Origin of the sequence: Rubrobacter aplysinae (assembly GCF_001029505.1) — a bacterium.
Taxonomy (GTDB): domain Bacteria; phylum Actinomycetota; class Rubrobacteria; order Rubrobacterales; family Rubrobacteraceae; genus Rubrobacter_A; species Rubrobacter_A aplysinae.
Map to the genome: position 1 here is coordinate 1 of NZ_LEKH01000014.1, position 25,082 is coordinate 25,082.

A 25,082-nucleotide genomic window follows, 5' to 3' on the forward strand; every position below is an offset into this window, starting at 1 on the left:
CTGCATTAGCTGCCGGAGCCCTTCGCGCCAGGCCTCCTCGTGGGGGGAGTCCACCAGCACCCCGTCTACGTCGAATACCACCCCTCGGAATCTGCTCCTCGTGTCCCTCTCCGCCATCTCTCTCCTCTCTTCTTGCCGGCCCCTTGCCAGAGTCTCCTGTACTAACGGTACGAGACTACTACGATTGGCCTACTAGTTTTCGGCTCCTCTTCTACATGACCACGAGCATCCCTTAGAAACCCCCTCGAACTTCTCGAACTTCTCCACGCTCTCCTTCCACAAAGTCTCCGTAATGTCATCGTGGTACACCCTGGCCTCTGCGAGCTTGCCAGAGCCCGCGTACTCGACCTTGCTCCAACCACGGCGGCCTCTTCAAGACGCCGTCGGACCTCTTCGCCGGCGACCGAGAAAGTGTTCTCGTCGGCGGCTATCGCCTGACGGTTGCCGAAATGCCGATTGAGTTTCTCACCGGCCGAGACCTGGACTCCCAGGCTTATAAAGACACTCTCGATGCCCGTGGTCCCCTGTAGCGCCCCGTTTATCCTCTCTTCGTCTACCTTTCGGCCTCCGTTCTTTTGCGGGTGCTACGCTTACTCTCTTCCCGGTACCAACTGTGGCTAACCGTCATCGTCGGTCCAGCCGGACTCCTGCCATATCTGGTCCGGTATCAGGCGGTCTATCCTGTACAGCACGTAGTCCGGCCTGTTCCCCGGGCTCTCTGCGGCGATCGCCTCTACCGTGGTATCTCCGGTCAACACCGCCGCCGAGGGCATCCCGGCGTCCAGGGCCATGCGGATCTCGGTGTACAGCCGGTCGCCGGTCATCACGCACTCGGCGGCGTCTAGCCCGAGCATGTCCATGACGGTTTCGAGCATGATCTTGTCCGGCTTACCGACGTTGACCTCGCACTCCACGCCGGTGCAGCCTTCGATGGCCCCGACTATCGCGGCGGCGTCGGGCTCGCCCCGGCCTCCGGGGAACGGACAGTAGCGGTCGGGATTGGTGGTGACGAGCCGGGCGCGCCCGTGGTACCAGATGGCATCGAAGGCGATCTGGAGCTTGCGGTAATCGAAGCTGCGGTCGTAGCTCGCGACGACGACGTCTATCTCCGAGGGGTCTTCGGAGAGCTTGATCCCGGCATCTCGCAGCGACCGGATGAGGGGCTCCTCTGCTATGGGAAAGACGGTTGCGTCGGGGTGATTCCGCAGGAGCCACCGGGTCATGGTGACGACGGTGTTGACGATCTCACCCTCCGGTGTCGGCAGGCCGAGCCTTGTCAGCTTCTCGGCGTACATCCCGGGGTCTTTAGTCGGGTTGTTCGAGAGGAACACGACCTTCTTGCCAAGCTCACGCAGCTTCTCGACCATCCGCTTCGCTCCCGGCAACAGCTCGTCGCCGAGGTAGATGGTGCCGTCCAGGTCGAAGACGTAGCCCTCGTACAGCCGGTCGGGGAGCCGTAGAGCCCCGGTGGACTTGGCCGGACCAGGCTCGGTGCGGTCTTTCATTAGAGGCCTGCCTCTCTGTCGGACTCCCCGAGCACCCTAGGGCCTCACCGCGGACTCACCGCTTCCGGGGCTCTCCCGCACTCTCCCCGACCGATCTCGTACAGGAACATCTCGCGCATCGAGGGGGCGAGGCTCTATGTAGCAAACCACGTAGAAGCGGTACGTCTCGTTCCAAACCTGATAGGGTTCTATCGTCTGCTTGGTGTGGACCATGTTCGCAGTCGTCTAGATGTCCGGGTAGACCCCGACCAAGGCGGATATCGCGAACCCAGGCGCTGGCCTACCGCTGGCCTCTGTAAAGGCGATGGAGGCATTATGCACGCCGACATGCAGCTTCGTTCCCCACTCTTACAGACCTGGTAGCTTGCGCGGCTTGAGTGTATTGCGCGGGTAGTCGGCGTCACACTCACGAGGCCATCCTCTAGGCACCTTTCCCCTGTCTGTTCCTAAGCCTACGCCGGTACAATATCCTTGTCAAATGAGCACGATTTGGGCTCTTGTTCATACACTCGAGCCATGCATCAGGGTTCTGGTGAGCAGTTCTTGTACACGATTCTGGCGTGCGGGCTGAGGCTGACATGGATGCTGCTAGGCTTATGGGAGTGTCGACGGTGTGCGCGAGGTTTGCGGGATATTGATCGTTAGGCTGGTACTTGGCCGACCGTATAGAGTCTGACGTTGGGTCAGGATAAAAGTTGGTATCGCGGCATCGCACCACTCCCACGGAGGAGCAGCTTCTTCTGGACACGTTCGCCCGGCTCTATTACGTCAAGGATCTCACGCAGGCCGAGGTCGCCGAGCAGCTAGGGCTCTCGCGTTCGAACGTGCAGCGGATGCTGAAGGAAACGAGGAACCAGGGGACGATCGAGACCCGGATTCACTTCCCACCGAAGACTATATCGAAGGTACAGGAGCTAGTTTCTGGGCTGGCCCTGGGACATTGTCTCGCGCTGGCGAAATCCCGGATAGGCGTGAGCTCCGGCCCCATAAACCCGCCGCCAACATCGGGGCGGCGCGCTCTGGTTTGATCAACGTCCTGGTTACCGACGAGGAGACCGCCGGCGGGATGCTGGAGTATCTGGACGACGAGGTCTGACGGTGGCCCAGCTACTCCAGACCCTCAAGCTACTCCGGTAAGCCTCGGCGGGCCTACTGCTCCGGGTCGGGCTCTCCGTCCACCTCCACCGTTACGCCCTCACCAAGAAAGCAGAAATGGTCCGCAACCTCCCGGGCCTCTTTCAACGGCTCGGGGTAGCTGAAGCCCGCGTCTTCGACCCGTACGTCTCCGGTCTCTACCGAGTAATACGTGGCCTCGCCCTTGTACGGGCAACGCGCCCTGGACTCGCTCTCGGAGAGCGCCTCCGTACGGACGTCCTCGGGCGGAATGTAGTAGCGGACCGGCAGACCGGTCTCGAACAGGAGCTTCGGGCTATCCGTCTCGGCGACGGTCTCACCGCCCGCGAGCACCCGGACGTGGCGGGATGAATCCAGCACGTCCACCCGGGTGTAGGGGTCACGGGGGTGGACGTGGATCTCCTCGTCCTCCTCGTACCAGTGGTCCATCGCGCCGAAGTAGATCGCCGCGTACCCGGCGAGCGGGGCGAAGACACCCTCGGCATTCGGGTAGGCCCACACCGCGTTCTCCGCCGTCCGGCTCCCGGCCTCTACAGAGCGGTACCCGGCGTCGCCCTTGAACGGGCAGTGCGTGGTGTGATCCGTCGGGTGCAGAAGGTCCGGGTTCAGATCCTCTTCGGGAAAGTAGTAGACGGGCAGGTAGCCGGTCTCGTGCAATAGCTTTGCCCGGCGGCTGTCTACCACCGTCTCGCCGCCAAACTCCGCCCGGACCCGCTTGGGCGAGTCCTCGAAGTACAGCGTGTGCGCCTCCAGAACGCTCGTGTCGAAGTTGAACTCGCCGCTGCCCCGCCTGCCGAACGGGGCCTCGCCGATCGTAAGCGCCATCTGTAACTCCTCTCCTGTATCTTCAGTCCAAATTCTAGATGTCTAGAGACTTTAAAGGCTGCGGTGTCCCTGTACCGCGGCCAGGAGGTCGTCCTTCATGGAGGCGATCTGCTCGTCGGCCTGACGCGGATCCTCACGGCCGGATTCCGCCATCTGGGAGCGGTCCTCGGCTCCGCGCACGACGTTCAGCTCCCCGGCTTCAAGACCCTCTACCAGCGCCTGAGCGACCGCCTCGGGGCTCTCGTACTGGAAGCCGAGCTCGGGGCCGGCCTCGTTGGTATCCATCATCGGGGTCTCGGTGGCGCCGGGGTAGATGTTCATCACGTGTACACCCTCACCGTACAGCTCCCGCCGCAGGCTCTCGCCGAAGTGGGCGATCCCGGCCTTCGTCGCCCCGTACACGGAGTAGAACGGCATCGCCGCGAGCCCGAAGCCGGACGAGACGTTCACGACGGCCGCCTCGCTAACGTCCCCGCCGTTCTCCCTCAGCGCGGGCAGCGCCTCGCGGGTGAGCAGGATCGGGGCGGTCAGGTTGACCTCGAGCTGGGCCCGGATCTCATCCTCCTCCATGCCCTCCAGCCGCCCGGCGCGCACGCTGCCGGCGTTGTTCACGAGCACGTCAAGCCCGCCGAAACGCTCGACGGCGGACCGGACGACCCTCTCCCGATCACCGGGCTCCACCACGTTACCGGCCACGACCTGGGCCTCGCCGCCGGCCTCCTCGACGAGCCCGGCGGTCTCCCGGAGTGGCTCCTCGCGACGGCCGGTCAACGTGAGCCGCGCCCCGCGCCGGGCGAACTCTACCGCCGCCGCGCGTCCAATGCCGCTGCCCGCTCCCGTTAACAGCACGGACCTTCCAGAAACCTCTACAGTCAAAACGGCTCCTCCAAAATCAGAATCAAAACCTATACCGACCTGCGGATATTATCACTGTAAAAAAGAAAGTAAAGGCTAGATCCAGTGACATCAGAGGTTTCCGGGCTCTGCGAAGCAGGGTCATCCAGAGCCTCTTTTCACGGGTAGAGATCGCGGATCGGGCGGGGGTTTAGCCGAAGGAGATGCCCAGTATCCAGTTTGCCAGGGTAAAGGCGGTGGCGAAGATCAGGATTGCCCCGATCACGTTCAGGATCACCCCGGCGCGGACCATCTGGACGATGGTTATGTGGCCCGAGCCGAAGACTATGGCGTTCGGCGGGGTGGCGACCGGGATCATGAACGCGCAGGTCGCCGCAAGCGCCGCCGGGACCGCGAAGGCCAGCACGCCGAGGTCCAGCCCGATCGCCGCTCCGGCCAGTATCGGGAGGAACGTGGCCGTCGTGGCGGTGTTGCTCGTAAGCTCGGTCAGCAGGATGACCACCACGATGATGATTCCGATGAGTATCCACACCGGCACCCCCCCGAGCCCGGAGACGAGGCCGCCGATCCACACGTCCACCCCGGTCTCGGATACGGCGTTCGCCAGGCTCAGGCCGCCGCCGAAGAGCAGCAATATGCCCCAGGGGAGCTGGGCCGCCGTCCGCCAGTCGAGGGCAAACACGCCGTTACGCCAGTCCACCGGGATCGCGAACAGCACGATGGCCGCGATTATTGCGATACCGGCGTCCTCTACCCCCGACAGCGCGCTCTCCAGGCTCGCGAAGATGCTCGGGAGGATGGAGTTGAGGATCCAGGCCGAGGCCGTGAGCACGAAGACCGTGAGCACCACCTTCTCGCCCCGGCTAGCCGGTCCCATCTCGTCGAGTTGCTCCTGGATAATCCGGCCTCCGCCCGAGATCTCATCCATCTCCGGCGGGTAGACGAACCGGGTCAGGACCACCCAGGCGATGAACAGGAAGATCACCGCCAGCGGCAGCCCGACGAGCATCCACTCGCCGAACCCGATGCTGATGTCGTACTCCTCTTCGAGGAAGCTCGCCATGAACAGGTTCGGCGGCGTCCCGATGAGCGTGGCGAGCGACCCGATGCTCGCCGCGTACGCGATAGCGAGCATCAGACACGTCGCGAAGTTCGACGCGCCCTGGCCCGTTAGCTCGTGGCCCTCCGTCTCCCCATCTCCGCCCTCGGATTCAGAGGCCTGATCTCCGAGCACGAGCACCAGCACGCTGAGGCCTATCGGGATCATCGCCACCGTGGTCGCCGTGTTGCTGACCCACATGCTCAGGAACCCCGTGGCGAGCATGAAGCCCCCGATCATGCGCACCGGGTTCGTCCCCACCGCCCGGACGGTAAGCAGCGCGATCCTGCGGTGCAGCCCCCACCGCTGCATCGCCAGCGCAAGCATGAAACCGCCCATGAACAGGAATATTAGGTCGTTCGCGTACGGCGCAGCCGCATCCTCTATATCCACCACCCCGAGCAGCGGAAAGAGCGCCAGCGGCAAGAGCGAGGTCGCCGGCAGCGGCAGCGCCTCCGTGACCCACCAGGTTGCGATCAGGATGCCGACCGCGACCGTCGCCACACCGGCCTGCGTCAGCGAGGTATCCCCGCCGCCGGTCGGCAGCAGCAGGTACGCCAGAACTGCCAGCACAGGCCCGAGGAAGCGGCCTATCCAGGCGCGGGTGGATACCCGCGTCTCCTCGACCGCGTCGCCAATCTCCGGCACGTCGGTAAGCTCGCGGTCCCGATCACTCCGCTGCTCGGACACGTTCCCTCCCCTCTACGGCGGTTACGCTACGGGAGCCGCCACCACTACCATCCCTCCAGGTAGTCAATCAGAAACCAGAACCACTCGCCACACCGGCCACATACTCGTTCCCCGGCGGGGAGCCGCCACAGCAGACCGAGAGGAATAACTTGGAGTAACGCGGGATAACGTGACGGATGCGGCCCATCGGGTAGAGTCAAACACGGCCCACACTCTATCCGTCTCCCGGATAGCAGGACCGTAAGGCCGGGCGAATCTACCCGATCACCGGATACGCCCTAGATACGTCCTAGCCTCTCTCGGCCTCCAAAATGCGCCCGGCGGTCTCGGAGAGGTCCGCGCCGACGACGTCGGGGGTTGGGGCCAGCGGGTCGAGGACCGCGCCGGTCCGGGCTACGAAGGCGGCGGCGCACCCGGCCCGCATGGCTCCGGCCACGTCCCAGGCGTGGGCGGCCACGAGCCGGACACCGTCCATCTCCACCCCGAGCCGGTCGGCGGCCATCCGGTAGGGCTCGGGCGCGGGCTTTAGGCGGCCGACCTCGTCAGCGGAAAGTATCCTCTCGAAGTAGCCCGAGAGCCCGGCGTTAGAGAGCTGCTCGTCGGCGACCTCGGCAGTGGAGTTGGTGAGCGCGGCCAGCCGGAAGCCACCGTCGCGCAGGCGGGCGAGCGACTCCTCTACCTCCGGGTGGGGCGGCAGCTCGCGGATGCCGCCTATTATGTGCTTTTTCTGGTCTTCTGAGAGACCCAAGTCGCGGCGGGCGGCGACCATGTCGAGGGCGGAGAGGCCGAGCGTGCCGAAGTCGTGGTAGACGCCGGTGACGGTCGCGGTCAGCCAGGAAGTCAGTAGCTGGGTGAACCACTCTTTTCGGAGGGCCGTTCCGGGGGCTTCCCCGAAAGCCTCCTCGAAGCGCGGGTCCAGCGCGGCCAGATCCAGCAGCGTCTCGTTTACGTCGAATACACAGACTCGCGATGTCTCCGGCATTGCTCCACCATCCTCCGGCGCAGACTACGTAGGCTAACGCCCCCGGCGGGATCGAGGCGGTTACCGATGGTTACGGCGGCCTCTCTACCCGCTCCGGGGGCGTCTAAAGTTCGGTCTCGTTGGCTTTTAGTTAGCCCCGGGCGTTGCTCACGACGTTGTCTATGACGCCGTACTCCACGGCCTCCTCGGGACCGATCATGTAGTCCCGGTCGGTGTCGGCCTCTATCTTCTCGTAGCTCTGACCGGTCTGCTCGGCGAGTAGCTCGTTCAGGCGGCGCTTGGTGCGCGTGAGCTCTTCGGCGTGACGCTCGACGTCGGAGACCTGGCCGCCGAGGCCGCCGCCGACGGACGGCTGGTGCAGGAGTATCCGCGTGTTGGGCAGGGCGTTGCGCTTGCCCTTGGTGCCGGCCGCGAGCAGGAAAGCACCCATCGAGGCCGCCATGCCAAGCGCCGTAGTGGATACGTCTGGCTTGATGAAGTGCATGGTGTCGTAGATCGCGAGCCCCGAGTACACGCTGCCGCCCGGCGAGTTTATGTACAGGCTGATGTCCTGGTCCGGGTCCTCGGACTCGAGGTGCAGGAGCTGGGCCATCACCGTGTTCGCGACCATGTCGTCTATCGGGGTGCCGATGAAGATGATCCTGTCGTTCAACAGCCGCGAGTAGATGTCCATCGTCCGCTCGCCGCGCGGCGTCGTCTCGGTAACGTAGGGCACCACACCCTGCGGCACGCCGCCCGGGAGGTCTATCCCTTGCGGATTCTGCGAACCCTGTGCGTCGAGGGCTCCGAGGCCCGTGGTGTATCTAGGGTCGAACTGCATCTGTAATCTCCTTTGCCGCGCTCTGGTACCTTCGTGCTCTCGGTGCTTTTGGTACCCGTTGCGCGGCCCTTCGCGGGACCGTATGCACCCTTTATATTCGATAAGCCCGACCTTACAAGCGCGGGAGGCTCTTACGCGGCCCCATGCCGCCAGCAGCGTAACGCGATCCGGACTGTAAGCGCAGGTCGCGAACGCGGGCCGCGGAAAGTCTATTCCGGCTTCTGGATCCACTCCGGCTCTGGCGTGATCTCCGTGGCGGGCTCGGCTCCGGGGCTGTCGGCCTCGCTCTGGGAGACGCGCATCAGCGGCCTGACCTTCATGTCGTGATCGCAGGGTATCTGGCACGAGAGCCGGAAGTTGCCGAGCTCCTCGCGCTTCTCTAGTGCTTCGAGCTCGGCCTGGGTCATCCGCTCCGGCTCGCCCTCGACGAACTCGACGCGGCAGGTGGTGCACTTGGCGTTGCCGCCGCAGCGGTGCATGATGTCCACCCCGGCGTCCTGCTCCACGGCGAGCACGAGCCGTCTACCATCCTCGACCTCGATCGTCCCAACGCCTCCAACACCGTCTATCTCCAGCTTCGGCATGATCCCCCTTCCGGGTAACCAGGTATCGTTCCGGCAAATCTCTACAAAGCACTAAGAGTGCCACACCGTGCCCGTTACGTACAGCTCTTGCGATTCCATAAGTTCCGTACAATGGGAGCCTGTAGAGTACCCGCGAGGGTAGGGCTTCGTGGGGCCTCGGGGCGGACCAGAGCCCGTATAAACCCGTATACGTGGATACATAGAGTGGAGGTAGACATGGATAGTAGACCCGCTTCGGTACAGGTAGACAAGCCGTGGGGCCGCTTCGACCAGTACACTCACAACCTCCCGTGCACGGTCAAGATCATAACGGTGGTCCCCGGCGGCGTGCTTTCCCGGCAGTACCATCACGGCCGCGACGAGCTGTGGGTCGTGCTGGATCCCGGCGCCCGGGTGGAGCTCGGCGAGGACGTGTTGGAGCCGGAGGCGGGCGAGGAGCTTTTCATCCCGCGCCAGACGGTACACCGGCTCTCGACGGTCGGCGAGGAGCCGGTGAGGATATTGGAGATCTCCTTCGGAGAGTTCGACGAGGAGGACATAGTCCGCCTGGAGGACGTGTACGGCCGCGTCGGGCCGTGAGCCTCCGAGTGGAGAGCACAGCCTCTTGAGGCGGCGCAGGGGAAGACGGGAAGGTGGCTTCGACCTGGAGCGCCTGGCGCGGCATCAGGGAGAGGGGCGGCGCTCGCCCGAGGGCTTGGTGGAGGCGGCGCGAGAGGTGTGGCTCTCGCCGGTACGTTTCTTCCGGCACCTGGACCCGGAGGGCGGTCTGATCCGGCCGGCGGTCTTCGCCATCGTGGTCCTGTTTCTCAACCTGCTGCTCGGGGACCTTCTACAGGCTCTCTGGCTGCGGGACTTCGGTCCCGAGCTGCTGCGGCTGCCGCTGTTGGCGCTGGCCGCCGCCGGGCTGCTCGGCCCGGCGCTGGTCGCCCTGTTCGCCGGGCTCGTGCTATTCGTGCTCGACGGCGCGCCTTCCAGGGAGAGGCTCGGCCCGGCCTTCCGCGCCTTCGGCTACGTCTCGGCTATCGGCCTCGTGCTCTGGATACCGTTCGCGCCCCTGGCGGCCCTGCCCTACGCCGCCTACGTGGCCCACGTCGCCGTCGCGGAGACTCTGGGGTCCAGCCGGACGAAGGCGGCCCTCGCGGTGCTGATACCGCTCGGCGCCCTGCTGCTCATACTCCTCATGCTCACCGGTCCGGAGGAGCTCTGGACCCTCTTCACGAACCCGCCCCAGAGCTAGAGGAAGTCAGAAGAGTTTAGAGGAGTTACACGGCGGCTAGCCCGCCGACTCAAGCGACTTCAGCGCGAGCGCGGTGAGCATCGCGGCTCCGCGGGGGAGTATCTCCTCGTCGAAGGCGAAGGCCGGGGTGTGCAGGCCGGACACGTCGCCGACCCCGAGCCACACGTAGGCTCCCGGCACCTCCTCGAGCATGAACGCGAAGTCCTCCCCGGCCATCGAGGGATGCCGGGCCTCGATCGCGCTCTCCTCCCCGAAAAGCTCCCCGGCCACCTTTAGGGCGAAGTCGGCGGCTGACTCGTCGTTGCGGGTCACGGGGTAGGCGAAGCGGTAGTCCAGCTCCGCGTCGCCGCGCATGCCGCTGGCGACGCCGCGCGAGATCTCCTGTATCCGGTCGGGCATCCGCTCGCGCAGGGCGGGGTCCACGGTGCGCACCGTGCCCGCCAGCCGTGCGGTCTCCGGGATGATGTTGAAGGCGCTGCCGGCCCCGATCTCACCTATCGTGAGCACCGCGGCCTCCGAGGGGTCCACCTCGCGCGAGACGATGGTCTGTAGCGCCGTTGCGACGTAGGAGGCCATCATCACGGCGTCGGCGGTCAGATGCGGCATCGCGCCGTGTCCGCCTTGTCCGCGCACCTCCATCTCGAAGCCGTCGGCGGCGGCCATTATCGCGCCGCCTTTCGTCGAGAAGCTCCCGAACGTGAGCCCCGGCCACAGGTGGAGGGCGAAGACCTTGTCCAGCCCCCGCGTCACCCCCTCCTCGACCATTATCCGCCCCCCGGCGTAGCCTTCCTCGGCGGGCTGGAAGATGAACTTCACGTCGCCCTTTAGCCTGCTGCGCAGCTCGTCGGAGCACAGCGCGTGGGCCGCCCCGACGAGCATGCTCGTGTGCCCGTCGTGGCCGCAGGCGTGCATCCTGCCGTCCGTCTCCGAGGCGAACGGCAGCCCGGTCTCCTCGTGGATCGGCAGCGCGTCCATGTCGGCCCGCAGCCCGACGGTCGGGCCATCGCCAGACCCCCGAAGCGTCGCGACCACCCCGTTCTCGGCCAGCCCGGTCTGTATCTCCAGCGGCAAGCCTTCCAGGGCATCCACCACCTTGCGGGCGGTCTTCTCCGTGCCGAACCCGAGCTCTGGCTCGCGGTGTATGTCGCGCCGCAGGGCCACCATCGCCTCGCCGGAGCGTTCCCGGATGCCACCCTCGATCCACTCGAACTTCCCGGACTTTTCGGACCTGTCAACCGTACCCATAACCAGAACCTCCGCTCGCGCCTTCTAATGATCTCTGATACCGGGAGTCTACAGCAGCGCCGGGGCGGCTTACGCGCCGGCGGCCAGGAAGCCTGAGGCCAGGGATGCGGCGAAGAACAGGAGGGGTATGGCGGCCACGATGGCGGCCCGCGCCGGGGTGGTGTCGTGGGCCTCCCGCACCGCGACGAAGACCAGATAGTAGCCGTAGAGCGTCGCCAGAAATCCGACGACCGGGAGCCAGGAGAGCAGCGAGACCACGCTGGTGTAAGCATAGATCTTGAACGTCGCCCAGTACCCGGCGTTGTCCCGGCCGACCACTATCCGCACCAGGATCTGATATATGAAAGACCCTATATAAAGCCCGAGCACTATGAACAGCGGCGCCAGCACGACAAAGGCCAACGCTATCCCGGCCAGAGCCAGCCCGCCAAACTGTCCCGAGACCGCCTCCGGCGGGCCGAACGCCTCCCCACCAAACGGCCCGAGATCAACCGGCGCCAGAAACTCCACGGCTATCCCGAGCGCCGCGGAAACGACGCCGCAGATAATTGCGAAGACCATCGGCGGCAACACCCGGTCCTCGTTCGTTACCCCGCGAAAGAAAGCGGCGGGCTCCACCGCCACCCGCCGGGCCGTTTCCACAAAACTCTCCAACGGCCTCGAAGGCTCGAAGCCTGGCTCGCCGCCCCCGGGGCGCTGACTCGCGTCCATGTCCTCTACCCCTCTCCCGCCCCTCTACAGAGCCTCTACAAAATCCGGGCGGATAGCTTTTCTACTGCTCCTCCAACACTTCTCTAACACTTTTCTGAGGACAAACTACACGAGAACCTCCGGCTAACGCCACAACATACGCCGTAACGGTTTTGACAGCTCCCTCCGATTTCGCTATTGTTGGACATTAAACAAACGCCGCGAAAGGGAACCGGGGCCGAGGCCCGCGGGCGGCTTTTGTAGTTTTGGGGTTTTCCGGAGCACGGAGGAGGTTAGAGAGCCGGGAAAGTTCGGTGCTGGATTGGCGTGAGGCGTCCGGCGGAGCCTGCGGAAGAGCTGGAGTGCGGCCCTGCAGGGGCGGAACGGACAAGCTGAACAAGATAGCCGAAAAGAGAGCCGAAGAATGGGGTGGGGAATGGTAAGGAAGATCAGGCTAGCAACGGCCTTGCTCATGGCCGCGACCATGGCATTCGCGGTCACCGCCTGCGGAGGATCGGGCGGTTCCGGGGACTCTGGCGGCTCCGGAGGTTCCGGAGGCGACGGGCAGACGGCGACCATCGGCTACAGCGGGCCCCTCTCCGGGGGCGCGGCGCTGTACGGCCAGAACGCGTTGGACGGCATAAACATGGCCGTCAAGGACCTCAACGAAGACAAGATCGAGATAGACGGCGAGCCGGTTACGTTCGAGGTCGAGTCTCTGGACGATCAGTATTTGCCGGACGAGGCGGCGACCAACGCCCAGAGGCTCGTGCAGCAGAACGGCGCGCCCGTCGTGTTCATCCCGCATTCCGGCGGCATCTTCGCCGCGCAGGAGATCAACGACAGCCGCAACGAGTTCCTGATCGGGGCCTACAGCAGCGACCCGGCGATCCTGGAGCAGGAGAACGACCTGACGATGATGATCCCGCCCCGCTTCGACAGCTACATGAAGCCGTTCGCCGAGACCACCATGCAGGACTTCGGCGGCAAGCTCGGCCTCGTCCCGACCGAGAGCGAGTACGGCCTTGAGTGGACCGACTACATAACCGACGAGTGGGAGTCCCAGGGCGGCGAGGTCCTCTCGAACAACGGCGTGGACTACACCACGACCACCGACTACGCGAGCCCGGTCAGCCAGGCGCTCTCGGAGAACCCGGACGTCCTGTTCGTCGGCGGCCCGTCGCAGCCAACCGCGCTGGTCATGGAAGAGGCCCGCGAGCAGGGCTTCGAGGGCGGTTTCATGGTGATGGACCAGGCAAAGTTCTCCGAGATGGAGGGCTTCACCGACTTCGACAACTTCAACGGCTCGACCGGTGTCCTGCCCGTAATCGAGTCCGACAGCCCGGGCATAGACCAGTTCATAGAGAAGTACAACAAGCAGGTTACCGACGAGAGGCCGGTGGTCTCCGAGGTCGCCTACAACTATCAGGCGATGCACATAGTCGCACAGGCGATGAAGCTCGCCGGCACCACCGAGGACCCGCAGGAGATCCGGGAGAGCATAGAGCCCGCCATCGAGGAGGTCAGCGATGAGTACAAGGTGGCCAACTTCCCCACGAGCTTCACCGAGGACGGTCACCTCGAAGGCCCGGTCACGGCGACCTACATACAGGAAGAGGAGTACACCCCGCTGGAGATCCCACAGCAGTAGGCGGGCTCTGGCCGGTGGCTGGCTCTCTAGCCGCCGGCCGGCCGGGGCCACCCGACCCAGGGATACTTCTAGCACGGTTACACATCTTCCGGGAGAAAAGGGGTAGATGGAGCTCTTTCTACAACAGCTGGTAAACGGGATCGCCCTCGGCAGCGTGTATAGTCTCGCGGCGCTCGGGCTGACGCTGGTCTTCGGGGTCTTGCGGATACCGAACCTGGCGCACGGCGCGCTGTACATGGTCGGGGCGTACGTAACCTACTTCGCCCTGACCTCCTACGGGATACCCTACATAGCCGCAATCGGGGTGGCCGCCGTGGTCCTGGCGGTGATCGGGGTTCTCATGGAGCGGCTGGTCTTCCACCCCCTGCGAAACGCGCCCCACACCCACCACCTCATAGCCGCCGTCGGGATGCTGTTTTTCCTGCAGTCCGGGGCGCAGGTGCTGTGGGGCTCCCAGTTCCGGGAGATGCCGAGCCCGTTCGCGGGGGTCGTCAACGTGTTCGGCATCGGCATCGGTGGACAGCGTATCTTGATAATCGCGGCCTCGGTGGTCGTCATGGTCGGGCTGTTCCTGTTCCTGAAAAAGACCGTGCCCGGACAGACGATAGAGGCCATAGAGCAGGACCGCACGGGGGCCTCTCTGGTCGGCATAGACGCAAACCGGGTCTCCATGATGACCTTCGGCATCTCGGCGGCGCTGGCCGCGGTGGCCGCCGGTCTCGTCGCGCCCATAAACCTGCTCTCCCCGACGATGGGCGACGCGCTGAACCTCAAGGTGTTCGCCATAATCATCCTCGGAGGTCTCGGGAGCATACCGGGGGCCATAGTCGGGGGCTTCGCCCTGGCGCTGGCGGAGGTGTTCTCAAACACCTACATCTCGAACGCGTTCGGGGAGGCAATCGGCTTCGTGTTCCTCCTCATCGTGCTCGCCGTCCGGCCCACGGGCCTGTTCTCGAAGGGAGCCTGAGTTGGGGGCTCTCACGGGTTTCAGAAACCACTGGAAGAAGCTGGGTCTCGTAGCGCTGCTCGTCGTGGCGCTGCTAGTGCCGCTGATCGCGCCGAACGACTACGTACTCGGGGTCGTCATCCTGGCCTTCGTGTGGGCGATAGCGACGTACGGGCTGAACGTGTTGCTCGGCTACACGGGGCAGCTCACCCTGGCCCACGCGGGGTTCTTCGGCATCGGGGCCTACACGGTCGGGGTACTTACGGTGAACTACGGGTTCCCGTTCTGGCCCTCGCTGCTCCTCGGGGTGGTGCTCGCCAGCGTGCTCGGGTATCTCATCGGCATCTTCGCGCTGAGGACCCGGGACGAGTACTTTGCCATCTTCACCCTCGGGGTGGGGTTCGTGATCTTCCTGGTGATAGATAACTGGGAGTCCTTGACAGGCGGCCCGAGGGGGCTTATCGGGGTGCCGTACCCGGAGCCTATAGGCCCCATCAGCTTCGACGGTCCGGTCGCCATCTACTATCTGGTGCTGTTCTTCCTGATCCTGACGATCTACGTCTCGGCGGCCATAGCGCGCTCTCTTTTGGGCCGGACCTTCATGGCGATCCGGAACAGCGAGGAGCTTGCCGCCTCGATGGGCATAAACGTCGGCCGTAACAAGCAGCTAGCGTTCACCATCTCGACCGCGATAGCGGGCCTGGCGGGCGGGCTGTACTCGACCTACATAGGGTTCCTCGGGCCGGCGGTGGTAAACGTGCCGTCCTCGTTCGAGGTGCTCATGTACCTGCTGGTCGGCGGCATGGGCTCGCTGTCGGGGCCGCTGGTGGGCGCGATACTCGTCACGTTCCTGTTCCAGAGCCTGCAGGAGTTCGAGGCGTACCGGCTCGTGATCCTGGGCCCGGTCGTGATCCTGATAATCATCTTCTTCCCGCGCGGGCTGGCCGGTATCTGGCAGAGTCTCGCCGCCCGGCTCTCTTCCGGCCGGGGCACGTCCGAGTCGGGAGAGGAAGGGACGGCCGCCGGTCCGGCCTCGGAGAGCCCGGAGAGCCCGAAGAAAGAGGAGGTCGGCTAGATGGCGCGGATGCTGCTCGGCACCGAGGGGCTCGGCAAGGAGTTCGGCGGGCTGAAGGCGGTGGACGGCGTGGACTTCTCCGTCGAGGAGGGGACCGTTACCGCCATTATCGGGCCGAACGGGGCCGGGAAGTCCACCTTCTTCAACCTGATAAGCGGCTTCTACAAGCCGACCTCGGGCCGGGTCTCGCTGGCGGGCGAGGACATAACCGGGCTCCCGGCGCACCGCACGGTCCGCCTCGGCATGGCCCGGACCTTCCAGGTCACGAGCCTCTTTCAGGACTCCACCGTGCTCGACAACGTCATGGTCGGCCACCGGGTCCGCACCAAGAGCAACCTCTTCGACGCGGTGCTGCGCACCCCGCGCGCCCGGCGAGAGGAGCGTCAGTGCCGGGAGCGGGCGATGGAGGCTCTGGAGTTCGTGGGCTGCGAGCACCTGGCGGACAGGACGGCGGGCAACGTCTCCCAGGAGGAGCAGAAGCGCGTCTCGGTCGCGCTCGCGCTGGCCACCGAGCCGAAGCTGGTGCTGCTGGACGAGCCGGCCGCCGGGGTGAACAACGAGGAGACCGAGGGGCTCGGGGAGCTTATCCGCAAGATGGTCGGCCACGGCTACACCGTGTGCCTGGTGGAGCACAAGATGAGCATGGTGATGGGGCTGGCGGACAGGATCATGGTCCTGGAGCACGGCGAGAAGATAGCCGAGGGTACGCCGGAGGAGATCTCCTCCGACGAGCGGGTCATAGAAGCATATCTCGGGGCTTCGGAGGACGAGGACGCAGACACCGGGGGAGATTCGCATGCTTGAGATCTCGGACCTCAGCGTCCGCTACGGTGAGTTCCTGGCTCTACGAGGCGTCTCGCTGGAGGTCGCCGAAGGCGAGCTCGTCGTGGTCCTCGGGGCGAACGGCGCTGGCAAGAGCACGCTCTTCCGAACCATAAACGGCCTCATGAAGCCGGACTCGGGCGAGATAACGTTCCAGGGCTCGCGCATAGACGGCCGCCCGGCGAACGCGGTGGTGAAGGCCGGCATCGCCCAGAGCGCGGAGGGCCGCCACCTCTTTCCCGAGCTCTCGGTGCAAAAGAACCTCACGCTCGGCGCGTACCTCCGGCGCCGGGACCGCGCGGGGGTAAAGAGCTCAATTGAGCGAGTGTACGAGCTGTTCCCGATACTCTACGACAAGCGGAACGACCCGGCGGGCTCGCTCTCGGGCGGCCAGCAGCAGATGGTCGCGATAGGCCGGGCACTGATGGCGGAGCCCAGGCTCCTGATCCTGGACGAGCCCTCGCTGGGCCTAGCGCCGCTCGTCACCAAGCAGATGCTCGAAGCGGTGGTGGAGATCAACCACGGCGGCATAACGGTCCTCCTGGCCGAGCAGAACGCCCAGGCCGCGCTCGGTATCGCCCACAAGGGCTACGTTATCGAGAACGGGCTGGTAACCCTGGAGGGCACGAGAGACGAGCTAATGGACAACTCCGAGGTCCGGCGCGCCTACATGGGCGCGTAGCGGGCCAATCCCGCGCTACCCCCGCAGACGCTCGAACTCGGCGTCGAAGCGCTCCCAGATGGCGTCCTCGTCTAGCCCGAGCCCGACGGCATCCCGCACCAGGGCGCGTAGCCGCTCGTCCAGCGCGGCTAGCTGACGCTCGCGCTGCTCCTCGCCAGAGCCCTCGACGACCACCGTACCCACCCCGGGACGGCTCTCGAGAAGCCCCATCCGCCGCAGCTCCCCATAGGCCTTGACCACCGTGTTCGGGGCGACGGAGACCTCTTCCGCGAGCTGGCGCACAGTCGGCAGCCTCTCACCGGCCCGGAGGCTGCCGACCTCAACGCCGTGTCTTACCTGCTCTACTATCTGCAAATATATGGGGATTCCGCTGCGCTGGTCCACGTCTATCCGGATCGCCACCCTGACCTCCCAGTAGCTCGGCGCGCTTTGCATCACTCTGCATTATTGTGTTGGATGGAGGTTACAGTGGAACACGGTAACACCCTTTGCCGCCGTGCGATAGCCTGGGGTTTCAGGCGTTCCAGATCATGGCCGGGCCCTCCGCGGGCAGGGAGGTGAGTACCACCCGCTGGATGCCGAGCCGCCAGAGCTCGCGGGCTATGGCGGAGGCGCCGGACATCCCAGGACCCGGCTCCACCCCGGTGAGCAGGGCGGCGCGGCGGACGCCGTCCGGGGTATCTTTGAGAGAGCCCTTCGCCAGCGCCACGGCGAATGACTGCGGGCTTATGCTCTGGCCGGGCAGGATGCCGGTAAGCTCGGAGAAGAGCTCGGGGCGGTGTACGCTCTCCTCGTCCAGGGGAAGGCCCAGGGACCGGCTGCCGCCCACCGCGACGGACAAGGATACACCCTCGGGTATCGCGGGCTCGTGCGCCGCCGTCCCCTTGAGGGAGCGTCTGCGGGCGCCGTCAGCCTCCACCAAGGTCACGTCCGCCAGCGCTGCAAGGCCCGGCACCTGCCCGGGCTCTACGCCGGAGATCCGGCCCTTCGAGAGTCGGCCGCTGCCGGCGACCACGGAACCGCCGTCTCCAGGCAACGCCTCCACGGCCTCGGAGACCAGCCTGCGGAGCTCGGCGGGCTCCTCCGCGGTAACCAGCCGGCCTATACTCTCCGCCTCGGAGACGAACATCTTGGTCGTCGGAACCGCCAGCGCCTTCATCCCGGCTCCGGAAAGCTCTCCGCAGAGCTCGGCTATCGCGCTGGACTTTCCGCCGGCCCCCGCGAAGGCGACCGTCTCGCCCGGTCCGATCCCGAGAGCCTCGTATAGCCTCAACAGTTCTCCTCTTTAGCGGGTTAGCGTCCCTGTAAGCCCCGTAAAAGCTCCTCTAGAGCCCGCCTCGCGCGGGCATTCTAGATACTTACCCGCTACAATAACAACTAAACTACAAGCACTTTATGATACCTGGGTAACTATAGCGTAATGAGCGGGGCTCGGTAGAGGTTTGGTGGAGGGGGAGACTCCGGCTGGTAATTCGGACGATTATAGAGGATATTGTGAGGGTAACTAGGTCTGATGCTTGGTCTTCAGTTGATCTCAGTTGATCTTCAGCTAACCGGAGAGGAGTGTTAGTGGCAGAGCGACAAGATGAGCGGGTGGCGGAGTTCGCCCGGGAGCTCAGGGAGGGTCCGGAGCCCTCCGACAGGAGCCTCAAGGAGATAGTAAACGACCTCCGTCCGCAGCTCCAGGAGCTCGCCGGCAAGCAGGTCGAGCTGGCGAAGACGGAGCTGGCTCCGGTGGGCAAGAAGGCCGGTATAGCCACCGGGCTCCTCGTGGCCGGGGCCGTGTTCATGCTGGTGTTTTTGATCTTCCTGTCGCTGACCGGGGTTTACCTCTTCGGCCAGGTGCTCGGGCTGGGACTGACGCTCGGTGCGCTGATCGTCACGGTCATACTGCTCCTCGTGGGCGGGGCGCTCCTGGGCGTCGGGGCGGTAATACTGCGGGGCCTCGACCCCAAGCCCCGGCGCACGATCAACGCACTGCAACAAAACGTCGAGTGGATAAAGGGGCGGATCAGGTAATGTCACAGCGTCCACCGGAGCACATAGAGCGGGAGATGTTCGAGATCAGGACCCGCCTGGATCCCGAGATGAGGGATCTCAGAAAGCATCTCCAACCCTCGGTCATAGCGGATCAGGCGAAGAGGACCCTCAGTGACCGGGCGAAGACCCTCCTGAAACGGGGCACAAGCAGGCTTAGAGAGCAGCAACGCGGCCTCAAGGACTCCGCAGGCTTCCAGTACTCCCTCGCCCGCAAGGCCGGCCGCGACCGCGACACCGCGCCGCTCACCGACGCGGTGCGCAACGACCCGCGCCCCCTGGTGATACTCGCCGTACTCCTAGCGGTGCTCATGACGCTCGCGTGGCGCGTCCTGCGCTAGGCGGGCCGAGCGGGAGGCCCTATCCAGCGCGGAGGCGGATATGAGCCACCTGCACTTCCAGCCCACCGGCGGGGCGGCGGGCGACATGATCTTGGCAAGCCTGATCTCGGCCGGAGCCCCTCTGGAAGAGGTGTCCAGCCTTCTACAGGGACTCGGGGTGCCCTTCGAGCTATCCTCCGAGCGCGCAGACGTTAGCGGCTTGCGCGCGCTGCACGTCCGCGTGACCCATCCACGAGAGCACTCCCACCGCACCCTCGAGGACGTAGTGGGCCTGATCTCGAACTCCAGTCTGCCGAGGCGGGTGGTGGAACGCTCGCTCGCGGCGTTTCGCAGGCTGGCCGAGGCCGAAGGCGCCGTCCACGGCGTCCCGCCCGAGGAGGTGACCTTCCACGAGGTCGGGGCGGTGGACTCCATAGTGGATACGGTTGGCAGCTGCGTCGCGCTGGAACTTCTCGGCGTAGAGAGCGTTAGCTGCGGCCCGCTGCCGCTCGGCCACGGCACGGTGAGCGCGGCGCACGGGCCGCTGCCGGTCCCGGCCCCGGCCACGCTGGAAATCCTGAAAGGCAGCCGGGTGTACTGGACCGAGGAGCCCCGGGAGACCACCACCCCCACCGGCGCGGCCCTGATGCAGAGCCTCACGAGCGGTGAGTTCACCGAGTCTCCCCCGCCAATGACGCTCCGGAGCATAGGCTATGGGGCCGGCACGGCAATCCTGAGCCACGCCCCGAACCTGCTGCGGGCAGCCGTGGGAGAGCTCGAAGGCCCATCCGGCAGCCTGGAGATTCTGGAGGCGAACGTGGACGACGTCCCCGGCGAGCTGCTGGGCTCGGCGGTGGACCGGCTGCTGGAGGCCGGAGCCCCCGACGCCTGGCTGGAGCCCATAGTCATGAAGCGGGGCCGGGGAGCTTACAAGCTCTGCGCCCTGGCGGAGAGCGGCGACCGGGAGCGTCTGATCAGCCTCATGATGAGGGAGACCGGCACCCTCGGCGTCCGGCACCGGCGGGTAGGGCGCTCGGTCGCCAGCCGCCGGGTGGTTACGGTGGAGCTCCCCTACGGCGAGTGCCGGGTAAAGGTCGGGGAACTGGACGGCGAGGTCTTCTCCGTGGCCCCCGAGTACGCCGATGCCGAGAGGCTATCGCGGGAGAGCAGGGTGCCACTGCCCCGCTTGTACGAGGACGCCCGCGCCGCTTTCCGCGCCGCCGAATAACCCGAGTAGCCTGTACCGACTTACCGACTTTACTCAGTGCTCCGCACGTATACCGGCTTGCGCAGAGCTTACGCCTTTACGCGCCCCGGGATGTTCGGCACTCAGCTCCAGAGATCTCTGCTGAAAGCCGGAGGTTGTCCACGTGCGGCGCGGCACGCAGGATACACTCTACGGCCTACTACGTACCGCCTCACAGCTCCGAGGCTCGTCCGGCGGTCTCTTCGAGCAGGTCGAGCGCCTCGCTCTGGTCGAGGCCCGTGCTACGCAGAAGGTCCACGGCGGCGGCCCGGATCTGGCCGACCAGGGTGCTGCTCGCCAGGTCGTGGCGCTCCTGCAAGAGACGGGTAGCTTCCCCGGCGGCCCGCAGGGCGTGGCTCCGGGCCTCTCCGGGATCGTGGGACTCCTCCAGGTACGTCTCTAGCTCGGCTACAGCCCGCGCCAGCTCGCGCACCGCTCCGGGCAAGGGCTCGGGCACGCTCCCCACGGATCGCACCGCGTTCGCCGCGCCCCGGGCCAGCACCCGCGTATTTATTATGGCGAGATCCAACCTGGAGCCCACGACCGCGTAGAGCTCCAGGTGCTTTAAAGCCCGGCGGCGGCTGGGCGAGAGCCGGGCCGTCTCCTGGCCGGCGCTGATCGTCTCCGCAAACTGCTGCACCTCCGAGTCGTCCAGCCTCCGGGCCCGTAGGAGCGCGCGCTCTGCACGCTCCCGGTCCCCGCCGGACAGGGCGGCCGAGATCTCCTCCAGAATATCCACGAGCTCCCGGAATATCGGCCCCGCTGCACGCCCGACCAGCCGCTCCGGGTTTACGGGCAGCGCGTAGCTGATCGCCAGCGCCACTCCCCCGCCGACGAGCGCGTCGAGAAAGCGGTCCGGGGAGAACCCCACCTCCGGCGGCTGCAACACGACCACGAGCAACGCGGAAATCGCCGCCTGATTCACCACCAACGCCCTCCCGACGAAGAACAGCGCGGCCGTCATCGCGAGCAACACGACGACCGCGATCTGGGCCGCCCCCGTCCCGATAAAGATGACCAGGAGGTCCGCCACGGCGAGCCCGACCGCGACGCCGAACGCCACCTCGAGCACGCGCCGCCCCCGGCGTCCGTGCGTGATACTTATCGAGATAACGGCCGCGATGGGCGCGAAGAACGGCGCTTCGTGGCCCAGCAGGACCCTGGCGAGAAAGTAGGCCAAGCTGGCGGCCGCGGCCGTCTGCAAGACGGACCAGCTATTGCTCTGGAGCCGATGGATGCCCTCCCGGAAAAACCCGGACAGCTTGCGGGAAACGGGCCTCTCGCTCAAGGAAAATCTCCGGGAGTACGGGCAGTATAAGAATGCGCCGGGATAGGGTACGGCCGCGGACCGGCGCGGCGACGCGTACGGCACAAAAAAGGAGCCGGGGAAGACCCCCGGCTCCAGCAACATCTCAGGTTTGAGTCGGGGCTAGACGGTGTTAACGTTCTCCGCCTGCATGCCCTTCTTGCCCTGGGTCGCCTCGTAGGAGACCTTCGCGCCCTCATCCAGCGACTTGAAGCCGCTGCCTTCTATGCCGCTATAGTGGACGAAGAGATCCTCGCCACCATCGTCGGGCGAGATAAAGCCGTAGCCCTTCTCGTCGTTGAACCACTTCACAGTTCCCTGGGGCATGTACTTCAGCCCACCTTTCTCGTTCTTGGGACCGATAACAGAAGAGACAACAACGTGCCCGGCTTCCTTCTTACGGTGACCCTTCTACCAACTTCCACCCTAATATACTACATATCCTGGGCCGTGTACTACCCGGTCCCCCTTCTTACGTTTTCCGGGAACCCGGTCTCCAGAAGCTCGGCGCAGTCCCGGTAGACTCCCCGGGCCCCGGCGTCCTCCAGCTCTCTCCTGCTAAAAGCCCCGCCGGAGAGCACAGCCACGCTCTCGATTCCGGCCCTGGCCGCGGCCTGTATGTCCCAGACGGAATCTCCGGCGGTTATCGCTTCCTCCGCCTCCACCCCGGCTCTCTTGAGCGCGAGCTCAAAGACGTCCGGGGCGGGCTTGGCCTCGGCGGCGTCGCCGGATGAGACCACGCCCGAGATGCTCTCGGAGATACCGAGCGCATCGAGATGCCGGTCCAGCTCCTCCGGCTTCGCGCTGGTCACCAGCCACACCCCGTAGCCCCGGTCATTCAGCGAACGCGCAAGCTCTCCCGAACCGGGCAGCGGATAGCCATAATGCTGCATCTCACCGTAGATCTCGGAGTGACGCCGGTCGACTTTATCGGCGGCCTCGTCCCCGACGAACTCGGATATCAGCTTGTCCGCGCCCTTGCCGATCTGGCGGTGAACCTCTACCCGCGGCACCCGCCGTCCGACCTCCTCCAGCGCCCGCGCCCACGCCTCGGTGTGCAGATAGTTCGTATCCACCAGGGTACCGTCCACGTCCAACACCACTATCTTTACCTGCTCCACCGGCTCTGCCCCCGATCTCGAGTTTCCCGTCCAGTACGTCCAGTACATCCAGTATTCCCGTTCAGCGCCCAGACCATGTCCTAGAATGGCGTACATGAGACATCTCCAGAACGAGCCAGCCGGGGAAAACGACCCAAGCGTCCCAAGTAACCTAAGTACCCTGATCGGTGACCACGCCGCCTCCGAAAGTGGGTGCGCTCTCGTGGAGCATGGACACAGGGTGCTGCTCGGGCTCTCGGGCAAGGAGCCGAAAGACCCTTCCGGCCCGACAGGGCTGCTGGCGGCCATACTGACCAACGAGATCCCGGCGGAGGAAAACCTGGGCGTCTACGGGCTGCTGCTGGACGCCAAGGGCCACATCCAGACGGACCTGCGCATCCTCAAGCGCCCCGGAGACGGTCTCCTCGCCGAAACCGAGCCCGAGGGCGCGCGGGCGGCGGCGGAGATCCTGGGCCGCTACGCCCCGTTCTCCCGCGTAAAGCTGGAGGATCTCTCGGCCTCCGGGGAGAGCCCCTGGTCCACGCTCGGACTCTACGGCCCCGGTGCCGGAGAGGCGCTGCGGCAATCGCTCGGTGAAACCCCAAAGCTCGCGGAGCACCAGACGGCGGAGATCACACCACCCGGCTCCGACTCGCCGCTGCTCGTCGCCGGGGTCGCCCGGCCCGTGGCGGGTTATGACCTGATCGGGCCCGCCCCGGTCCTGCGTGAGGCCCGCGAACTCTTGCGGAACGCCGGGGCCGTGGCCGCCTCACCGCAGGCATACGAGGCGGCGCGCGTGGAGGAGGGCGTGCCCCGATTCGGCGTGGATCTCACCCCGGATAACTTCCCGGGCGAGGCCGGCATCCTCGACCGCGCCGTGAGCTTCGCGAAGGGCTGTTATCCGGGCCAGGAGACCGTCGCCCGCATGCACTATCGGGGTCATCCCAACCGCGCCCTGTACCGGCTCTCTGTAGAAGTCGCACAGCTCGGAGAAGGCGGCGTACCGGAGGCCGGGACCCGGATTACCCAGGGAGACAAGGAGGTTGGCCTCCTGACGAGCCTCTCCCCCCTTGGCGACGGAGCGGCCCTCGGCTACCTGCACCGCAAGGCCGACACAGCCTCTCCCCTGGACGCCGCCGGGGCCCCGGTGCGTGCCCTGGAAGCCGTATGAGCCGCGCAGAATGCCATGCTCCACCACCCGGCTACTGACAAGCAATCCCAATAACAGCGGCGCAAAAATCGTAAAAAGCCGCAGAAACGTTACAAGCGCCCCCCTTCTCCGAGGCTAGCTGGCACTAGTTCCCAACAACCTTTTCGAGGGGCTTCCGGCCTCACACACCGCTGTTTTGCGCCCTTTTCGGCGATTTCAGGAAGAGTTATTGATCTGGGTCACGTTTCGTTGTTAGCCTCGGGGGGCTGTGGTTAAATGGGCTTGTAATATCAAAGTTATCAGAGATGTCAGGGGTCGGATGTTAAAGATAGAGAATCTCCGGGCGGAGATCGAGGGACAGGAGATCATCAAGGGTCTGGATCTTGAGATAAACAAGGGTGAGATCCACGCCATCATGGGGCCGAACGGCTCGGGTAAGTCTACCCTATCGAACGTCTTGATGGGACATCCGCGCTACGAGGTCACCGGCGGCTCCATCACCTTCGAGGGCGAGGACGTGTTCGAGTTGGAGCCGGACGAGCGGGCCAAGCTCGGCATGTTCCTGGCCTTCCAGTATCCCAGCGAGGTGCCCGGCGTCTCGGTCGCCAACTTCCTGCGCACCGCGGTAAACAGCGTGCGCGAGGAGCAGCTCTCTCCGATGGACATGTACCGGCTCCTGCAGGAGAAGATGGGCATCATGCAGATGGACCCCAAGTTCGCCGAGCGGTACCTGAACGAGGGCTTCTCCGGTGGCGAGAAGAAGCGGAACGAGATCCTGCAGATGCTGATGCTCGACCCGTCGCTCGCCATCATGGACGAGACCGACTCCGGCCTCGACATCGACGCCCTCCAGGTCGTGGCGAAAGGCGTGAACGAGCTCCGAGGTCCGGACTTTTCCGCGATGATAATCACCCACTACCAGCGCATTCTGCGGTACATAGAGCCAGACTACGTGCACGTCATGCTGGACGGGCGCCTGGTCACCTCGGGCGGCAAGGAGCTGGCCAACCAGCTTGAGGAGAACGGCTATGACTGGGTCCGCCAGGAGTACGGCTCCGGCGCGACCCAGGGCTAGCCCCAC

27 protein-coding genes are annotated in these 25,082 nt (G+C 65.3%); 13 read left to right on the forward strand and 14 right to left on the reverse strand.

Annotated features, from left to right (window positions below; translation table 11 throughout):
* Nucleotides 1-617: 617 nt before the first annotated feature.
* Nucleotides 618-1,505: an HAD-IIA family hydrolase gene (locus tag ABD53_RS12395; RefSeq protein ID WP_084709635.1), complete on the reverse strand. Its 888-nt coding sequence runs from the start codon at nucleotides 1,503-1,505 to the stop codon at nucleotides 618-620.
* Nucleotides 1,506-2,200: 695 nt separating this feature from the next.
* Between ABD53_RS12395 and ABD53_RS12400 the strand changes: the two genes are divergently transcribed.
* Nucleotides 2,201-2,533, forward strand: a complete 333-nt coding sequence (locus ABD53_RS12400; RefSeq protein ID WP_047866131.1) for a helix-turn-helix domain-containing protein — start codon at nucleotides 2,201-2,203, stop codon at nucleotides 2,531-2,533.
* A 121-nt stretch (nucleotides 2,534-2,654) separates the two neighbouring features.
* On the opposite strand, the gene ABD53_RS12405 is transcribed toward ABD53_RS12400, so the two are convergent.
* The 6 genes from ABD53_RS12405 to ABD53_RS12430 all read right to left on the reverse strand — a co-directional run bounded on the left by ABD53_RS12405 (nucleotide 2,655) and on the right by ABD53_RS12430 (nucleotide 8,494).
* Nucleotides 2,655-3,464, reverse strand: a complete 810-nt coding sequence (locus ABD53_RS12405; RefSeq protein WP_047866132.1) for a DUF427 domain-containing protein — start codon at nucleotides 3,462-3,464, stop codon at nucleotides 2,655-2,657.
* 51 nt (nucleotides 3,465-3,515) lie between these two features.
* Complete coding sequence (locus tag ABD53_RS12410) at nucleotides 3,516-4,340, reverse strand: SDR family NAD(P)-dependent oxidoreductase (RefSeq protein ID WP_047866133.1); 825 nt, start codon at nucleotides 4,338-4,340, stop codon at nucleotides 3,516-3,518.
* Nucleotides 4,341-4,509: 169 nt separating this feature from the next.
* The gene (locus ABD53_RS12415; RefSeq protein ID WP_047866168.1) at nucleotides 4,510-6,066 is read right to left on the reverse strand and encodes an SLC13 family permease; all 1,557 of its coding nucleotides are present in this window, start codon (nucleotides 6,064-6,066) and stop codon (nucleotides 4,510-4,512) included.
* Between the two features lie 331 nt (nucleotides 6,067-6,397).
* The gene (locus ABD53_RS12420; RefSeq protein ID WP_047866134.1) at nucleotides 6,398-7,090 is read right to left on the reverse strand and encodes a haloacid dehalogenase type II; all 693 of its coding nucleotides are present in this window, start codon (nucleotides 7,088-7,090) and stop codon (nucleotides 6,398-6,400) included.
* Between the two features lie 130 nt (nucleotides 7,091-7,220).
* Nucleotides 7,221-7,910, reverse strand: a complete 690-nt coding sequence (locus tag ABD53_RS12425; RefSeq protein ID WP_084709637.1) for an ATP-dependent Clp protease proteolytic subunit — start codon at nucleotides 7,908-7,910, stop codon at nucleotides 7,221-7,223.
* A gap of 209 nt (nucleotides 7,911-8,119) precedes the next feature.
* Nucleotides 8,120-8,494: a 2Fe-2S iron-sulfur cluster-binding protein gene (locus ABD53_RS12430; RefSeq protein WP_047866135.1), complete on the reverse strand. Its 375-nt coding sequence runs from the start codon at nucleotides 8,492-8,494 to the stop codon at nucleotides 8,120-8,122.
* 216 nt (nucleotides 8,495-8,710) lie between these two features.
* On the opposite strand from ABD53_RS12430, the gene ABD53_RS12435 reads away from it, so the two are divergent.
* Nucleotides 8,711-9,073, forward strand: a complete 363-nt coding sequence (locus ABD53_RS12435) for a phosphomannose isomerase type II C-terminal cupin domain (protein WP_047866170.1) — start codon at nucleotides 8,711-8,713, stop codon at nucleotides 9,071-9,073.
* A 25-nt stretch (nucleotides 9,074-9,098) separates the two neighbouring features.
* Nucleotides 9,099-9,731, forward strand: coding sequence for a YIP1 family protein (locus ABD53_RS12440; protein ID WP_047866136.1), 633 nt, complete (start codon nucleotides 9,099-9,101; stop codon nucleotides 9,729-9,731).
* Between the two features lie 36 nt (nucleotides 9,732-9,767).
* On the opposite strand, the gene ABD53_RS12445 is transcribed toward ABD53_RS12440, so the two are convergent.
* Together ABD53_RS12445 and ABD53_RS12450 are read right to left on the reverse strand one after the other, a co-directional pair.
* Entirely contained in the window at nucleotides 9,768-10,976 is a 1,209-nt protein-coding gene (locus ABD53_RS12445; protein ID WP_084709638.1) for a M20 metallopeptidase family protein, read from the reverse strand.
* Nucleotides 10,977-11,045: 69 nt separating this feature from the next.
* Nucleotides 11,046-11,687, reverse strand: a complete 642-nt coding sequence (locus tag ABD53_RS12450; RefSeq protein WP_047866137.1) for a YIP1 family protein — start codon at nucleotides 11,685-11,687, stop codon at nucleotides 11,046-11,048.
* 415 nt (nucleotides 11,688-12,102) lie between these two features.
* On the opposite strand from ABD53_RS12450, the gene ABD53_RS12455 reads away from it, so the two are divergent.
* The 5 genes from ABD53_RS12455 to ABD53_RS12475 all read left to right on the forward strand — a co-directional run bounded on the left by ABD53_RS12455 (nucleotide 12,103) and on the right by ABD53_RS12475 (nucleotide 16,842).
* The gene (locus ABD53_RS12455; protein ID WP_047866138.1) at nucleotides 12,103-13,317 is read left to right on the forward strand and encodes an ABC transporter substrate-binding protein; all 1,215 of its coding nucleotides are present in this window, start codon (nucleotides 12,103-12,105) and stop codon (nucleotides 13,315-13,317) included.
* A 106-nt stretch (nucleotides 13,318-13,423) separates the two neighbouring features.
* A complete protein-coding gene (locus ABD53_RS12460) occupies nucleotides 13,424-14,284 on the forward strand; it encodes a branched-chain amino acid ABC transporter permease (protein ID WP_047866139.1) in 861 nt (286 codons plus the stop codon).
* Between the two features lies 1 nt (nucleotide 14,285).
* Nucleotides 14,286-15,338, forward strand: coding sequence for a branched-chain amino acid ABC transporter permease (locus tag ABD53_RS12465; protein WP_047866140.1), 1,053 nt, complete (start codon nucleotides 14,286-14,288; stop codon nucleotides 15,336-15,338).
* Between the two features lie 9 nt (nucleotides 15,339-15,347).
* Nucleotides 15,348-16,142, forward strand: a complete 795-nt coding sequence (locus tag ABD53_RS12470) for an ABC transporter ATP-binding protein (RefSeq protein ID WP_047866172.1) — start codon at nucleotides 15,348-15,350, stop codon at nucleotides 16,140-16,142.
* Nucleotides 16,135-16,842 carry an ABC transporter ATP-binding protein gene (locus ABD53_RS12475; protein ID WP_047866141.1) on the forward strand — a complete coding sequence of 236 codons (708 nt, stop codon included), beginning with the start codon at nucleotides 16,135-16,137 and terminating at the stop codon, nucleotides 16,840-16,842. Before ABD53_RS12470 ends, ABD53_RS12475 begins: the two co-directional genes overlap by 8 nt.
* Nucleotides 16,843-16,857: 15 nt before the next feature.
* On the opposite strand, the gene ABD53_RS12480 is transcribed toward ABD53_RS12475, so the two are convergent.
* Nucleotides 16,858-17,277, reverse strand: a complete 420-nt coding sequence (locus tag ABD53_RS12480; protein ID WP_047866142.1) for a GntR family transcriptional regulator — start codon at nucleotides 17,275-17,277, stop codon at nucleotides 16,858-16,860.
* A 79-nt stretch (nucleotides 17,278-17,356) separates the two neighbouring features.
* Nucleotides 17,357-18,115 carry a selenium cofactor biosynthesis protein YqeC gene (yqeC, locus tag ABD53_RS16115; protein WP_053058036.1) on the reverse strand — a complete coding sequence of 253 codons (759 nt, stop codon included), beginning with the start codon at nucleotides 18,113-18,115 and terminating at the stop codon, nucleotides 17,357-17,359.
* Between the two features lie 296 nt (nucleotides 18,116-18,411).
* On the opposite strand from yqeC, the gene ABD53_RS12490 reads away from it, so the two are divergent.
* Genes ABD53_RS12490 through larC form a run of 3 tightly spaced genes read left to right on the forward strand, consistent with a single transcriptional unit; the run spans nucleotide 18,412 to nucleotide 20,427 of the window.
* Nucleotides 18,412-18,861, forward strand: coding sequence for a phage holin family protein (locus ABD53_RS12490; RefSeq protein WP_160309691.1), 450 nt, complete (start codon nucleotides 18,412-18,414; stop codon nucleotides 18,859-18,861).
* Entirely contained in the window at nucleotides 18,861-19,220 is a 360-nt protein-coding gene (locus tag ABD53_RS12495; RefSeq protein WP_047866144.1) for a DUF3618 domain-containing protein, read from the forward strand. Before ABD53_RS12490 ends, ABD53_RS12495 begins: the two co-directional genes overlap by 1 nt.
* A 40-nt stretch (nucleotides 19,221-19,260) precedes the next feature.
* Nucleotides 19,261-20,427, forward strand: coding sequence for a nickel pincer cofactor biosynthesis protein LarC (larC, locus tag ABD53_RS12500; protein ID WP_047866145.1), 1,167 nt, complete (start codon nucleotides 19,261-19,263; stop codon nucleotides 20,425-20,427).
* Between the two features lie 190 nt (nucleotides 20,428-20,617).
* Here the strand turns inward: larC and ABD53_RS12505 are convergent, their stop codons facing one another.
* The 3 genes from ABD53_RS12505 to ABD53_RS12515 form a co-directional block, all read right to left on the reverse strand.
* The gene (locus tag ABD53_RS12505; protein WP_053058037.1) at nucleotides 20,618-21,733 is read right to left on the reverse strand and encodes an FUSC family protein; all 1,116 of its coding nucleotides are present in this window, start codon (nucleotides 21,731-21,733) and stop codon (nucleotides 20,618-20,620) included.
* A gap of 141 nt (nucleotides 21,734-21,874) precedes the next feature.
* A complete protein-coding gene (locus ABD53_RS12510; RefSeq protein ID WP_047866146.1) occupies nucleotides 21,875-22,078 on the reverse strand; it encodes a cold-shock protein in 204 nt (67 codons plus the stop codon).
* Nucleotides 22,079-22,206: 128 nt separating this feature from the next.
* Nucleotides 22,207-22,872 carry an HAD family hydrolase gene (locus ABD53_RS12515; RefSeq protein WP_053058038.1) on the reverse strand — a complete coding sequence of 222 codons (666 nt, stop codon included), beginning with the start codon at nucleotides 22,870-22,872 and terminating at the stop codon, nucleotides 22,207-22,209.
* Here ABD53_RS12515 and ygfZ point away from each other — a divergent pair.
* Together ygfZ and sufC are read left to right on the forward strand one after the other, a co-directional pair.
* A complete protein-coding gene (ygfZ, locus tag ABD53_RS12520; RefSeq protein ID WP_084709647.1) occupies nucleotides 22,856-24,022 on the forward strand; it encodes a CAF17-like 4Fe-4S cluster assembly/insertion protein YgfZ in 1,167 nt (388 codons plus the stop codon). The two genes, ABD53_RS12515 and ygfZ, sit on opposite strands and share 17 nt — an antisense overlap.
* Before the next feature lie 298 nt (nucleotides 24,023-24,320).
* The gene (gene sufC, locus ABD53_RS12525) at nucleotides 24,321-25,076 is read left to right on the forward strand and encodes a Fe-S cluster assembly ATPase SufC (RefSeq protein WP_047866148.1); all 756 of its coding nucleotides are present in this window, start codon (nucleotides 24,321-24,323) and stop codon (nucleotides 25,074-25,076) included.
* Nucleotides 25,077-25,082 lie beyond the last annotated feature (6 nt).

Bases quoted from the DNA above. Each gene is read 5' to 3' on its own strand.
- ABD53_RS12395 (WP_084709635.1), bottom strand. From the start codon at position 1,505: ATGAAAGACCGCACCGAGCCTGGTCCGGCCAAGTCCACCGGGGCTCTA.
- ABD53_RS12405 (WP_047866132.1), bottom strand. From the start codon at position 3,464: ATGGCGCTTACGATCGGCGAGGCCCCGTTCGGCAGGCGGGGCAGCGGC.
- ABD53_RS12420 (WP_047866134.1), bottom strand. From the start codon at position 7,090: ATGCCGGAGACATCGCGAGTCTGTGTATTCGACGTAAACGAGACGCTG.
- ABD53_RS12425 (WP_084709637.1), bottom strand. From the start codon at position 7,910: ATGCAGTTCGACCCTAGATACACCACGGGCCTCGGAGCCCTCGACGCA.
- ABD53_RS12430 (WP_047866135.1), bottom strand. From the start codon at position 8,494: ATGCCGAAGCTGGAGATAGACGGTGTTGGAGGCGTTGGGACGATCGAG.
- ABD53_RS12435 (WP_047866170.1), top strand. From the start codon at position 8,711: ATGGATAGTAGACCCGCTTCGGTACAGGTAGACAAGCCGTGGGGCCGC.
- ABD53_RS12445 (WP_084709638.1), bottom strand. From the start codon at position 10,976: ATGGGTACGGTTGACAGGTCCGAAAAGTCCGGGAAGTTCGAGTGGATC.
- ABD53_RS12450 (WP_047866137.1), bottom strand. From the start codon at position 11,687: ATGGACGCGAGTCAGCGCCCCGGGGGCGGCGAGCCAGGCTTCGAGCCT.
- ABD53_RS12455 (WP_047866138.1), top strand. From the start codon at position 12,103: ATGGTAAGGAAGATCAGGCTAGCAACGGCCTTGCTCATGGCCGCGACC.
- ABD53_RS12460 (WP_047866139.1), top strand. From the start codon at position 13,424: ATGGAGCTCTTTCTACAACAGCTGGTAAACGGGATCGCCCTCGGCAGC.
- ABD53_RS12470 (WP_047866172.1), top strand. From the start codon at position 15,348: ATGCTGCTCGGCACCGAGGGGCTCGGCAAGGAGTTCGGCGGGCTGAAG.
- ABD53_RS12475 (WP_047866141.1), top strand. From the start codon at position 16,135: ATGCTTGAGATCTCGGACCTCAGCGTCCGCTACGGTGAGTTCCTGGCT.
- ABD53_RS12480 (WP_047866142.1), bottom strand. From the start codon at position 17,277: ATGCAAAGCGCGCCGAGCTACTGGGAGGTCAGGGTGGCGATCCGGATA.
- ABD53_RS12495 (WP_047866144.1), top strand. From the start codon at position 18,861: ATGTCACAGCGTCCACCGGAGCACATAGAGCGGGAGATGTTCGAGATC.
- larC (WP_047866145.1), top strand. From the start codon at position 19,261: ATGAGCCACCTGCACTTCCAGCCCACCGGCGGGGCGGCGGGCGACATG.
- ABD53_RS12510 (WP_047866146.1), bottom strand. From the start codon at position 22,078: ATGCCCCAGGGAACTGTGAAGTGGTTCAACGACGAGAAGGGCTACGGC.
- sufC (WP_047866148.1), top strand. From the start codon at position 24,321: ATGTTAAAGATAGAGAATCTCCGGGCGGAGATCGAGGGACAGGAGATC.